This window comes from Streptomyces sp. NPDC029526 (assembly GCF_040637405.1).
Lineage (GTDB): Bacteria > Actinomycetota > Actinomycetes > Streptomycetales > Streptomycetaceae > Streptomyces.
Window position 1 is genome coordinate 235368 of the sequence record NZ_JBEZWE010000008.1, and the last position, 12369, is coordinate 247736.

The 12369-nt window shown below is 75.4% G+C and carries 9 protein-coding genes; 4 read left to right on the top strand and 5 right to left on the bottom strand.

Going from position 1 to position 12369, the window contains the following annotated elements; genetic code table 11:
- Positions 1–40 precede the first annotated feature (40 nt).
- Both AB0F01_RS19905 and AB0F01_RS19910 read left to right on the top strand, forming a co-directional pair.
- Positions 41–736, top strand: a complete 696-nt coding sequence (locus AB0F01_RS19905) for an alpha/beta hydrolase (RefSeq protein ID WP_362097164.1) — start codon at positions 41–43, stop codon at positions 734–736.
- Between the two features lie 70 nt (positions 737–806).
- Entirely contained in the window at positions 807–1979 is a 1173-nt protein-coding gene (locus tag AB0F01_RS19910; RefSeq protein WP_362097167.1) for a lactate 2-monooxygenase, read from the top strand.
- A 411-nt stretch (positions 1980–2390) separates the two neighbouring features.
- Here AB0F01_RS19910 and AB0F01_RS19915 read toward each other — a convergent pair whose 3' ends face one another.
- The 3 genes from AB0F01_RS19915 to AB0F01_RS19925 form a co-directional block, all read right to left on the bottom strand.
- The gene (locus AB0F01_RS19915) at positions 2391–4037 is read right to left on the bottom strand and encodes an RICIN domain-containing protein (RefSeq protein WP_362097169.1); all 1647 of its coding nucleotides are present in this window, start codon (positions 4035–4037) and stop codon (positions 2391–2393) included.
- Between the two features lie 816 nt (positions 4038–4853).
- Entirely contained in the window at positions 4854–5231 is a 378-nt protein-coding gene (locus AB0F01_RS19920) for a toxin Doc (RefSeq protein WP_362097172.1), read from the bottom strand.
- A 3-nt stretch (positions 5232–5234) separates the two neighbouring features.
- Positions 5235–5480: a hypothetical protein gene (locus AB0F01_RS19925; RefSeq protein ID WP_362097175.1), complete on the bottom strand. Its 246-nt coding sequence runs from the start codon at positions 5478–5480 to the stop codon at positions 5235–5237.
- Positions 5481–5843: 363 nt separating this feature from the next.
- Between AB0F01_RS19925 and AB0F01_RS19930 the strand changes: the two genes are divergently transcribed.
- A complete protein-coding gene (locus tag AB0F01_RS19930; RefSeq protein ID WP_362097178.1) occupies positions 5844–8234 on the top strand; it encodes a SpoIIE family protein phosphatase in 2391 nt (796 codons plus the stop codon).
- A 157-nt stretch (positions 8235–8391) separates the two neighbouring features.
- Here the strand turns inward: AB0F01_RS19930 and AB0F01_RS19935 are convergent, their stop codons facing one another.
- Complete coding sequence (locus AB0F01_RS19935) at positions 8392–10353, bottom strand: RICIN domain-containing protein (RefSeq protein WP_362097181.1); 1962 nt, start codon at positions 10351–10353, stop codon at positions 8392–8394.
- A gap of 354 nt (positions 10354–10707) precedes the next feature.
- Positions 10708–11268: a flavoprotein gene (locus tag AB0F01_RS19940; protein WP_362097184.1), complete on the bottom strand. Its 561-nt coding sequence runs from the start codon at positions 11266–11268 to the stop codon at positions 10708–10710.
- 399 nt (positions 11269–11667) lie between these two features.
- On the opposite strand from AB0F01_RS19940, the gene AB0F01_RS19945 reads away from it, so the two are divergent.
- Complete coding sequence (locus AB0F01_RS19945; protein WP_362097187.1) at positions 11668–12111, top strand: nitroreductase family deazaflavin-dependent oxidoreductase; 444 nt, start codon at positions 11668–11670, stop codon at positions 12109–12111.
- Positions 12112–12369: the final 258 nt, after the last annotated feature.

Genomic DNA, 12369 nt, shown 5'->3' on the forward strand with positions numbered 1-12369 from the left:
GGGGCCCGGACTGTCAGTGGCCGCGATTAGCGTGCGGGGCATGACGCGATACGTGATGGTGGCAGGAGCCTGGCTCGGCGGCTGGGCCTGGGACGAGGTGGCGGCGCACCTGGCCGCCCGGGGGCACGAGGTCAGGGCGCTCACCCTGTCCGGACTGGCGGAACGGGCGGGCGTCCCGGCGGACCAGCAGACGCATGTGCGGGACGTCGTCGAGGAGGTGGACCGGCTCGGGCCGGGGCGGGTGGTGCTCGTGGGGCACAGCTACTCCGGCATCCCGGTCGGCCAGGCCGCCGAGCGGATCGGTGACCGGCTCTCCCGGGTGGTGTACGTCGACGCGAACGTCCCGGTCGACGGGGAGACGTTCCTGTCAGGCTGGCCCAGCGAGGAGGTGCGGCGGACGGTCGCCGAGCACGGGGGTGTCTGGCCCCCGCCGCCCGCCGGGGAGTTCGCGGGCCAGGGCCTGTCGGAGGAGCAGATCGCGCGGATCACCGCCCGGGCGACCCCGCACCCCGGTGCCACGCTCACCGGACCGGCCGCCCTGCGGGGAGCCGCGGGCGACCTCCCCGCCACCTACGTCAAGTGCCTGCTGGACGGCGGGGACCCGCCGCCCGCCGCGGCCACGGCACTGGCCGCCGGGAAGTGGGAGCTGGTCCGGATGGACACCGGGCACTGGCCGATGTTCTCCCGCCCCGGCGATCTGGCCCGGATCCTGCACGAGGCGGTTCCCTCCGCCTGACGGAGGGATACCGTCGGCTCGGGCGTCGCGGCGCCCGGCCGACGGACGAGGAGAGGCGGGACACGGACACATGGCGGGTCACTGGGCCGACTTCCAGTACGAGATCTACCTGAACGGGATGACGGGCGCCGTCCCCCGGCTGCCGACGGACCTGACGCGGCTGGAGGAGCTGACCGAGCGGCGGCTCGGCCCCGGCCCGGTCGGCTACGTGGCGGGCAGCGCGGGCGACGGCAGCACCGCACGCGCCAACCGGGCCGCCCTGGACCGCCACCGGATCGTGCCGCGCATGCTGCGGGACGTCCACGAGCGCGACCTGTCCGTCCGGGTGCTGGGCCGGGACCTGCCGGCGCCGCTGGCGCTGGCGCCCGTCGGCGTCCTGTCGATCATGCATCCGGACGCGGAGCCGGCGGCGGCGCGGGCGGCCGCCGCGCGGGGCGTGCCGTTCGTGCTGTCCTCGGCGTCCAGCACGCCGATGGAGGAGGTCGCCGAGGCGATGGGCGACGGGGAGCGCTGGTTCCAGCTGTACTGGCCGAAGGACGTGGAGGTCGCCCGCAGCTTCCTGGCCCGGGCCCGGGCCGCCGGGTACACCGCGCTGGTGGTCACGCTGGACACGCCGCTGCTGTCCTGGCGCCCACGCGACCTCGACCAGGCGTACCTGCCGTTCCTGCACGGCGTCGGCACCGCCAACTACTTCACCGATCCGGCGTTCCGGGCGGGGCTGGCCAAGCCGGTGCACGAGGATCCGAACGCGGCGGTGATGCACTTCGTCGGCATGTTCGCCGACCCCGCGAAGACCTGGCCGGACCTCGCGTTCCTGCGCGAGAACTGGGACGGCCCCATCGTGCTCAAGGGCGTGCTGCACCCGGACGACGCCCGGCTGGCGGCCGACGCCGGGATGGACGGCGTGGTGGTCTCCAACCACGGGGGCCGTCAGGTCGCCGGGTCGATCGCGGCGGCGGACGCCCTGCCCCGGGTGGCGGAGGCCGTCGGCGACCGGCTCGCCGTGCTGTTCGACAGCGGGGTGCGCACCGGCGACGACGTGTTCAAGGCGCTCGCCCTCGGCGCGCGGGCGGTGCTGCTGGGACGTCCGTACGTGTACGGGCTGGCGCTCGACGGTCAGGCGGGGGTGGACCACGTGATCCGGTGCCTGCTCGCCGAACTGGACCTCACCCTGGCCCTGTCGGGCCACTCCGGCCCGGACACGGTGGGCCCCGGCGACCTCGCGACGGCCCCGCCCGCCTGACCTCGCGGCCGGCCCCGGGCCCGGCGGGGGCGGCGACGCGCACCGTCGGGGCGGCGGGCGTGGGCGGCCGGCGGGGCGGCGCGCCGTGGGTGTCGGGCGGGCCGACAGCGGCCACGGCGACCCGGGCACGGACGTCCGGGCACGCCGGGCGAGGGCCCGCACGCTCCCCCGTGCCGCGTACCCGGCCCTGGCCCCGGCCCTGGCCCCGCCGGAAGCGTGCCGTGGGCCCTGTGCGGGGGCGGCAGGACGGGTGCCGTGGCCGCTGTCGGCCTGGCGATGGTCCGGCCGGGGCGTGACCGGTCCGGCCGGACCCCGCACGCCACCAGGCCCCTCAAGGGCCCGACCCGGCCGGGCCCTCGCACGCCGTGAAGCCAGGCCCCTCGGGTGCCCGTCCCGGACGGGCCGGTCGCCTCAGGTCACGGGCCCCGGCCCGGTGAGCCGGGCGTGCCGCGCGGCCGGTCGGCCGGTCGCGCCGCTCGACAGCACGTCCTCGTCCTCCCGCACCGGCTCGGCGGCCCAGCGCTGGTCGGCGGTCCTCCCGCGCACCTTGACGACGAGGTCGGCGTTCGCGTCCGGGGTGGCGGGAGTGAGGGCCAGTTGCGGGTCCCAGCGGGTCAGCAGTTCGCCCTGGGGGGTGAGGTCGTACCGCACGTCGTCGCCGCGGTCCGCGTCCTGGTCGGCGCAGGCGCCGAGGACGACGACGCCGGCGTCCTTGTGGGAGTCCAGGCACAGCCCGGGATCGGCGACGCTGCGCAGCAGCCCGTCGTCCTCGTAGGTCCAGCGCTGGGTCCACGCGGTGGAGCAGGCTGCCAGCCGGGTCCCGGCGCCGTCCTGGGGCTCGCCCAGGGTGTCGAGGCACAGGTCGGTGGCGACGTTGCGCAGCCGGGTCTGCTGCGGCCCGGTGGGCAGCCCGGCGACGCCGGGCGGGGAGACGGTCGGCACGGTCCCCCGGCCGCCCTGCGCACTCGTGGAGCCCGTCGGGTCGGTGGCGCCGCCGTCGGTGGAGGAGGAGCCTGCGATGAGCACGCTCACCAGGACCCCGGCGGAGACGGCGCCCAGGCCGGTGAGGAGGGTCCGGGTGGAGCGCACGGCCTCGGTCCGCCCGAAGCCGGTGAGCCGCTCGGCGGCCGGCATCCGGGAGAGCAGCCGGTGCCGGCGGTCGGCGGAGTGGCCACCGCCCCGGCGTCCGCGGCGTCCGGAGCGCGGGCCGCGGGCCCCGGAGGGTGAGCGGCCCGGGCGGGAGTCCAGGTACCGGCGGGCCCCCCAGCCGAGGACCGCCTCGGCGATCAGGATGCCCAGTTCGCTCTCGAAGTGGCCGAGTTGCTCGGCCGCGTGCCGGCAGTGACGGCACTCCGCGAGATGCCGGCGGACGTCGGGGAGCAGCGCACCGCCCCGGCGGATCGGAACGTCCAGCAGCCGGTTGTGGAATCGGCATTCCTGCGTCGGTGCCGTTTCCTGATGCGCGAGGACACAATTCTTACGGAAAGTGTCACGTGCTTGTTCGAGTGCGGCCGATGCGATGTCGGCGTCCATGCCGAGAAGGCCCGCGGGTACGGATATCGGTTCGGCCTCGACCTCGGCGTGCCAGAGCAGACAGCGCGCGCGGGCCGGCAGGGCGCGGAATGCCCTGAGCGCCAGTGCGCGGTTGTCCGGCGTCATGGTTTTCGCCATCCGCATGCCGCGTCCGCCGGCCGGTTTCTTCAACGGCGGCAGGGCAGCGGATATCCGGTCGTCGGACGCCCACTCGCGGACGGTGTCCCGTACGGCCACCAGCAGCACCGGCCGCAGGGCGACGGCGGACTCCCCGAGAGCGAGCCGGTCCAGCACCTGGTGCAGGGCGGCTGCGGTGGCCATCCCGGCCGTCTGCCCCGAGGAGGCCAGGCACACGGCCGCGTAGTCGTGCATGGACCGCCAGTGACGCGCGGTCAGCAGCGCGACGGCACGGGCGGCCTCGCCCTCCGAACGGTCCCTCAGCCGGGCGGCGAGGAACTCGTCGGACTCCCCTGGATCCCCGCCGGGCGGGGGATAGGGAGGTCGGGGCGGGTGGGGGGTGGGCACTGAGAGGTTCCTTCCCACGCGTGGGTGACACAAGGTCCCGACGCCGTTAAGGAAAGCCCGAGTGGTCCATACCTCTTTGGCGCGGGGCGCGGGGAGTGCGACTTCACCGACGGCGAATCGGACCCGGTTCAGAAACGTCCACGCTCCTGTGCCCCCGGCCATTACCCCCCGCACGGGTGGCTCACTCTCGCACAACCCGCGCGCCAGCAACAAGGCGCTTGAGGAAGATCTGCGCGTTGACAGAAAGTCAGAAGGACAAACGGTTATAGGTGGTACGCACCGCCATTCGACCAGGTGTTTTTCCGGTGGGCCCGAACCTGGGAAAAGGCGTTCGCCCGCCGTCGCCGCGTCCCGCGCACAGCGGCTGCGGACCGGTGCGCGAACCAGGTGCGGGGGCCGCCGTGCAGGGTCGGCCACGGGGCTGCGCCGGGAGCGCCTCGGGCGCCGGCCGGAGGCGGAGCCGTATGCGTCGGTCGGTGCGCGGGCCGGAGGGGGAGCCGGGTGCGTCGGCCGGGTGCGCGGGTCGGAAGCCGAGCGGTGTCGGCCGGCCGGGTACGCCGACGCCGTCTCCGGCCCGAAGCGGGTCAGGGGCCCCGCCACGGTCTTCCGATCGCGGTCACGGACCGTTCCGGAGACGCGCGGCAGGGGGGACGCGGCACGACGACGCCCGGCGACGGGGACGGTTCGCCCGAGGACGACCGCCGGGCCCGCTCCCCCTTGTTCCCCTTGCCGGGCCACCGACCGGGCGGGGCGTGCTCCGCCCCCGGTCATCCGCCGGGCCGCCCGCCGGGGCCCGCCGGGGGCCCGGGCCGGGGGTCAGATCTGCCAGGAGCGCAGCCGGTCGGCCGCGCCGTACACGTCGACCGCGCCGGTCATCAGGTCGCGGGCCAGGTCGACCAGCGCCCCGTAGGGCGGGTCGATGCCCACACCGCTGACGAACATGTAGGCCACGGCGGTGGCGCAGGCGAAGCGCGCGTTGGCCGACGGGAGCGGCCGGAGCACGGTGAGGGTGTGCAGCAGTGCGGCGGCCCGCCAGGCGGGGTCGGAGTCGACGCCCAGCCGGGGCGGGTCGACGCGGTGCCGGGCCACGGCGGCGACCAGGGCGGAGAAGTCGTTGACGACGGGCTGGTCCGGGAGGACCTCCTCGTGCCGCTGGAGCAGCCAGGGCACGTCGATGTGCAGCACGGGTGCCATCGGTCAGGCGGCCCGCCCCTCGCCCTTGGCCCGTGGTTCGTCGTCCGGGAAGGCGGCGGCGAACTCCTCGGCGTGGGACGCGAAGAACCGGCGGAAGGCCTCCGCGCCCTCCTGCAGCGCGCGGTGGCGGGCGATGTCGGCCGCGGCGGCCTCCCGCACCAGCGCCTTCATCGACGTACCGCGTTCCTTGGCGATCTGCCGGAGGTCCTCTAGTTCGCGGTCGCTGAACTCCACGTTGAGAGCTGGCATGCTCCCACGGTACCGCTCGGGTACTTACTCGTAAATACGCCCAGGTCGGAGCGGATACGTCGGGGTACCTGCCGGGCTGAGGGAAGGGTCCGCCCAAGGTCCCGGGCGTCCACCTGCGAGCACGCGGGACGCGGTGTCCCGGGGACGCGGTCCCGGGCGGACCTGCTCGCCCACCTGCGGGCACGCGGGGCGCGGACGGGCAGGGCGGCGGCGCACGGCGGCCGGACCGCGCCCGCACCCGCGGGCCCCGGGCCTGCCCGGGCCGCCGTGTGCGGCGGGATCGGCACTCCAGGCTCTAGGCTGGACCCCAGGCGAGGCACCAGCCCACGGTGAGCGTGCGCGACGGCGCGATGGAGTGGCGAGATGAAGCCGGACGACCCGTTCGACGATTCCGTGACGGCCCGGGCCGTCATCGCCGCCGACGGGACGCTCACGCACTGGAACGAGGGGGCCCGGGCCCTGCTGGGCCACGCGGCCGAGGACGTCGTCGGCCGCCCGGCCGCCGCCCTCCTCGCCGACGGGGCCCGTATGCCCCGGCCCGCCGACGACGCCCGCTGGGACGGCACGGTGACCCTGCGGCACCGGGACGGCGGCACCGTGACCGTCTGGGTGCTGGCCCACCGGAGATTCCCCGAGCACGGCGGCGCCGACGACTGGCTCGCCGTCACCCCGCTGGACACCGGCGACACGGAGCTGCCCGACGACCCCCTGGTCCGGGCGGCGGTCTTCCAGTCCCCGTGCGCCACCCTGGTCTTCGACCGGTCGCTGCGCCTGCGGGGCGTCAACGACGCCATGGCGGAACTCCTCGGGCTGCCCGCCGACCACCTGCGCGGCCTGCGGCCCACCGAGGTGGGCGGCCGTACCCAGCACTCCGAGCTGGAGCAGCACCTCACCACGGTGCTGCGGACCGGCCGCGGGCACGACATGCAGACGTACATGAAGGCCACCGGGGAGCAACGCGCGCACGCCTGGCTGGCCCGGCTCGCGCCGCTCACCGACGACTCGGGCCGGGTGCGGGGCGTCTGCGTGACGGTCCACGACTTCAGCGAGCAGTACCGGGCACGGGAGCGGCTGATGCTGGTCAACGAGGCCAGCATGCGCATCGGCACCACCCTCGACGTGACCCGTACGGCCCAGGAGCTGGCCGAGGTCTGCGTGCCCGCGCTGGCCGACTTCGTCAGCGTCGACCTGCTGGAGTCCCCGGAGCCCGGCGAGGACACGTCCGGCCCGCTCACCGCCCCGGTGTCGTTGCGCCGGATCGCGCACCACTCCCGCACACCGGGCAGTCCCGAGTCGTTCGCCGACACCGGTCAGGTGGTCGTCTACCCGTCGGCCGCGCCGCAGGCCGACTCGCTGATCGCCGGACACAGCGTCGTGGCGTCGGTGGACTCCGGCGACCTCGACCCGTGGCTGGCGGTGGACCGGGCCCGGGCGAGCCAGGTGCGCCGGCACGGCGTGCACTCGATGATGTCGGTGCCGCTGGTGGCCCGCGGGACCACGCTCGGCGTCGCCGCGTTCACCCGCTTCCAGCACCCGGACGCCTTCACCCACGACGACGTGCTGCTGGCCGAGGAGGTCACCGCGCGCGCGGCCGTCTGCATCGACAACGCCCGCCGCTACTCCCGCGAGCGGGAGACCACCCTGACCCTCCAGCGCAGCCTGCTCCCTCGTCACCTGCCGCACACGGCCGCGCTGGACGCGGCGAGCCGCTACCTTCCCGCCGCCCGGTCGGGGGTGGGCGGGGACTGGTTCGACGTGATCCCGCTGTCCGGGATGCGGGTCGCCATGGTCGTCGGGGACGTCGTCGGTCACGGCATCCAGGCGTCGGCGACGATGGGCCGGCTGCGCACCGCCGTGCGGACCCTCGCCGATATCGACCTCGCCCCCGAGGAACTGCTCACCCACCTCGACGACCTGGTCCTGCACCTCTCCCAGGAGTCCGGCGCCGAAGGCACCCCCGGGGAGGTCGGCGCCACCTGCCTGTACGCGGTGTACGACCCGGTGTCCCGCCGGTGCGCCCTGGCCCGGGCCGGGCATCCGCCGCCCGTGCTGATCCCCCCCGACGGCGGGCCGGCCCGGGAGATCGACCTGCCGCACGGCCCGCCGCTGGGCCTGGGCGGGCTGCCCTTCGAGTCGGCCGAACTGGAGCTGGCCGAGGGCAGCGTGCTGGGCTTCTACACCGACGGGCTGGTGGAGACGCGGGGCCGGGACTCCGAGACGGGACGCGCCCTGCTCCGTGAGGCGCTGTCGCGGGCGGCCACGGGGTCACTGGACGAGGCGTGCGACCGGGTGCTGCACACCCTGCTGACCCCGGGCGGCACCGCCGACGACGTGGCCCTGCTGCTGGCCCGCACCCGGGGGCTGCCGTCGGCGCAGGTGGCGACCTGGGACATCCCCGCCGACCCGGCGCTCGTCGCCCCCATCCGCAAACAGGTCCTGGAGCAGCTGGCCGCCTGGTCGCTGACGGAGGCGTCGTTCACGGCCGAGCTGGTGGTGAGCGAGCTGGTCACCAACGCCATCCGGTACGGGGCCCCGCCCATCCGGCTGCGGCTCATCCACGACGCGAACACGTTGATCTGCGAGGTGTCCGACACCAGTCACACCGCGCCGCACCTGCGCCGGGCCAAGACCTGGGACGAGGGCGGCCGGGGGCTGCTCCTGGTCGCCCAGCTCACCCAGCGCTGGGGCACCCGGCACACCGCCGACGGCAAGACCATCTGGGCCGAGCTGACGGTCCTGGGCGACACCGTCTGAGCCCGGCAGCGCGCCGCTCGGCAGGCACGGCCGGCCGAGCCCGTCCGCCGGGACGGGCGCCGGACGGACGTCCGTGAGACGCGGACGCGCGCCCGGCACACCACCGGCCGGGAAGCCGACCGGGTCGGCGCGCCGGGCCGGTGGACGGACGGGAGGCTCAGCGTCGGCGTCGGTCGTACCGCGGATCGTCGCCGTCCTGGCGGCTGCGACCGTCCCCGTAGCCGAAGCCGCCCCCGTAGCCGTGGTCGTGGGCGGCGGCGTCCTCGCGGCCGCTCTCCGCGCACGTCGGGCCGTCGGCGCAGGCCGGGGCGGACGTCGTCGGGCGCGGCGCGGTGGTGCTCGGAGCCGGTGCGGCCGGGGGAACGGGGCTCGGGGTGGATGCGGGCGGAGCGGTGATCTCGGTGTCCCAGGTGACGGCCTTCATCCGGAGGTCGGGCGCGGCGTCGTCCAGGGTCCAGCGCTGCGGGTCGTCGTCGGTGCGGTTCTTCAGGACCAGGGCGCCCGAGCCGTCGGTGGCGGCGGGGGCGAGGGCGAGCCGCTGGTCGGAACGGGGGATCAGGGCGCCCCGCACCGTGAAGTCGTACCGCATGGCCCCTGCCCGGTCACCGGTCCCGTCGGCACAGGCGGCGAGCCGGACGGCGTAGCCGAGGCGCGAGTCCAGGCACAGGTCGGGCCGGGCGACGTTGCGCAGCAGCCCGTCCCGTTCGTACGTCCACTGCTGCACGGCCGCCGAGGAACAGGCGGTCAGCTCGGTCTCGGCGTCCTCGGCGACCCGGTTGCCGACGACCGCGACGCACAGGTCGGCGGCGCTGTTGTGCAGCCGCCCACGCAACGCGCCCTGGACTGCCGCCCCGTCGGCACCCGCCCGGGACGGCCCGCCCCGGCCCCGGTCCCGGCCGTCCTCCGGTGTCGCCGAAGGGCGGGCGGCGGCGTCGCGCCCGGTTCCGTCCTCGTCGGAGCCGGCGGCGGACCACAGCACCAGCGGGAGGACGACCACGGCTCCGACCGTGAGCGCGCCGACCGCGAGATGGCGGCGCCGCGTGGCGCGCCGGGCGGCCTTCCGCGCGGCGCGGGAGCCCGCGCCCGCCGGGGTGCCACCGGGACGCGGGCCTCCGCGGCGCCGGGCGCGGGGCACCGGGGAGGCGGGGGCCTCGGTGGCGGGCCCGTCGCCGGGGAGAGGGGCGGGTGGTGGCGGGAGCGTGCCGGTGTCCGGCCGGCCGGACAGGTCGAGGAGGGCCGCTTCGGCCGCCCGCTCGGGCACGGGCACCGGGGCGGCGCCCGGCTCGGCGGCTCGCGCCCGGCGTTCCGCGTAGGCCCGCGCGCCCCAGCCGAGGACGGCCTCGGCGAGGGCCGTGCCGAGCCCGTCGGGGAAGCGGGTCAGCTGGTCGGCCGTGTGCCGGCAGTGGGCGCAGCCGTCCAGGTGGACGGCGAGGTCCGGGTCGACGGCGGCGTGGGCGCGGCGACAGGTCACGTCCAGCATGCGCTGGTAGGTGCGGCATTCGGCACCGGGGGCGAGTTCGCGGTGGAGTTGCAGGCATTCCTCGCGCAGCCGGTCGCGGGCGCGGTCCCGTTCGACGCCGGCGCCCTCCACGTCCAGGCCGAGCAGCAGGGCGGGCACGTCGAGCGGCTCGGACTCGGCTTCGGCGTGCCACAGCAGACAGCGGGCGGACTGCGGGAGCCGCTGGAAGGCGCCGGAGAGCAGGCGGCGTTCGGGTGGCGGCAGCAGCAGGGCGGCCGGACGGGTGCCGTCACGGGACGCGGCCGTGAGGTCGGGATGGAGCGACGTGCGCCGATGGTCACCGTCCCACTCGGCGGCGATCCGGCGCACGGTGACCAGGAGGTGCGGCCGCCAGGCGAAGGCGGGGCCGTGGTGCCGCAGGGTCTCGCCGAACAGCCGGGTGAAGGCGGCGGTGGTGAGCATGCCCGCCGGACCGGGGCCGTCCGTGCACAGCCGCGCGTAGGTGAAGGCGGCCTCCCAGTGCCGGTCGAGGAGTTCGCCGACCGGCTGGACCGCCGGCGTGCCGCCCGTCCATTTCCTGAGCTCGGCGCTCAGCTGCTCGTCCGTGGGTCCGGTCGGACGGGACGGGGCCGGGGAATTCCACACGCCGGCTTCCTTCACGGATGCATTCCTCTCGGGACGGGCGGGGCACGGGGTCCATACCAATCGGCATGGGACCTCGCCGACAATGCGGCGGAATTCACCCGCACAGAACTCAGGGTGTCGAACATGCGCCCGACCGCGCTCTTGTGGAGCGCCACCGGCACGGGGAACGACTCGACGCGCGCAGGGAAAAGAGGATGGTCGGCGCGCGGGCAACGCTCACCTTCGCACAGGCCCCGAGAGGTAACAAGGGATTCTGCCGCTTCGTTCTTCTCCCGCATCCCCGGCGCTTTTTGACAGAAAGTCAAGGACGCTTCGGAAGGTGACGTTTCGCGAGGTGACGTTTCGGGAGGTGAATTCCCGCGGACGTGTTCATCCGTTCGCCGGGCTCACTCCGGGAAAGGGGAGGAGATCCAGCGCCCGTTCCCACCGGAACTCCCGCGCCCCGTCCGGCGTCCTCTCGTCCGCGTACGGCTCGGCGAAGCGCACCCCCATGCCGGCCAGCCGGGTCAGGCTCTCCCGGTGGGCGGGGTGCGCCGCCAGCGCCTCCCCCACACAGGGCAGCACGGCGATGGGCACACCGAGACCGACGGCTTCGCAGAGGGTGCCCAGGGCGAGCGTGTCGGCGATGCCGGCCGCCCACTTGTTGAGCGTGTTGAAGGTGGCGGGCGCCACCGCCACCGCGTCGGGGTCCGGGAAGGGCCGCGGTTCGCCGGGGGTGCGCCACGCGGACCGGATGGGGCGACCGGTGCGTCGCCGGACGGCGTCCACGTCGAAGAAGCCGCTCATCGCGGTCGGCGTCGCGAAGACCCCGACCTCCCATCCGCGGCGCCGGGCCGCCGTGATCAGCTCGTCCACGCCCGCCGCGACGCCCGCGGCGCAGACGACGACGTAGAGGAAGGGGTCCGTACGCTGCTCGCCCTGATCGGTCACCCGGAAAGCCTACGGGCCGCCCGGACCCGGCCTCTTGGGGCCCAGGTGGCCCGCGGTGGGCCACCGGCGCCCGGGACATCCCCTTTCCGACGCCGGGACATCTCCTTCACGGCGCCCGGGACATCCGTCGTCCGGTCCCCGGGGCATCCGCCGTCCGGTTCCCGGGGCGTCCGTTCGCCGGTCCCCCGCGACGAGCCGCCGGCCTCCGTCCGCACCGCGCCGGCGACGCGAGAGCGCTGACACGCCGACGGAGCCGGGGACGCGGGCGGGCGGACGGCCTCGGCACGACACTGTCGCACGAGGAATGCGGGAAGCCGGTACCGGTGTTGCCGCAGAGAATCATGCGGCGGACTACCCTCCGGATCCGCCGCGGACGGACACGACGATGGGACGAAGGTCATGCCTCTCGAGGGTGAGTACGAACCCAGCCCGAGCCAATGGGTGCGCGAACAGGTCGAGTTGTACGAGAGCTCGGGAGGCACCGAGGGTACGACGCTCAGGGGCATGCCCGTGGTCGTGCTGACGACCCTGGGCGCCCGCAGCGGCAAGCTCCGCAAGACCCCGGTGATGCGGGTCGAGCACGAGGGACGCTACGCGGCGGTCGCCTCACTGGGCGGGGCCCCGGAGCACCCGGTCTGGTACCACAACATCAAGGCCCACCCCCACGTGGAACTCCAGGACGGCCCGGTGCGGCAGGACATGACGGCCCGTGAGGTCACCGGGGAGGAGAAGGCCGAGTGGTGGAAGCGCGCCGTCGACGCGTTCCCGGACTACGCGGAGTACCAGCGCAAGACGGAGCGGGAGATCCCGGTCTTCGTGCTGGAGCCGGCCGACGCGGGCTGACCCGACCGGGACACGCTCCGGCCGACGGGTCCGGGTCCGGCCGGGACCGCACCACGTGCACCTGAGCCGGGCCCTTCCCCCGGCCGGAACGGATCCGCCCCCGGCCGGAACGGATCCCGCCCCCGGCCGGAACGGATCCCGCCCCCGGCCGGAACGGATCCCGCCCCGTTATGTTTTCCGCGGTCCTGCAAGAGGGCCGCTGGCCTCCGGGCCCGGCATGACTGTGTCCCCCTGTCGATGGGATGACCTGGGGGGTGG

Bases quoted from the DNA above. Each gene is read 5' to 3' on its own strand.
- AB0F01_RS19920 (WP_362097172.1), bottom strand. From the start codon at position 5,231: ATGGCACCCGTGCTGCACATCGACGTGCCCTGGCTGCTCCAGCGGCAC.
- AB0F01_RS19945 (WP_362097187.1), top strand. From the start codon at position 11,668: ATGCCTCTCGAGGGTGAGTACGAACCCAGCCCGAGCCAATGGGTGCGC.
- AB0F01_RS19905 (WP_362097164.1), top strand. From the start codon at position 41: ATGACGCGATACGTGATGGTGGCAGGAGCCTGGCTCGGCGGCTGGGCC.
- AB0F01_RS19925 (WP_362097175.1), bottom strand. From the start codon at position 5,480: ATGCCAGCTCTCAACGTGGAGTTCAGCGACCGCGAACTAGAGGACCTC.
- AB0F01_RS19910 (WP_362097167.1), top strand. From the start codon at position 807: ATGGCGGGTCACTGGGCCGACTTCCAGTACGAGATCTACCTGAACGGG.
- AB0F01_RS19930 (WP_362097178.1), top strand. From the start codon at position 5,844: ATGAAGCCGGACGACCCGTTCGACGATTCCGTGACGGCCCGGGCCGTC.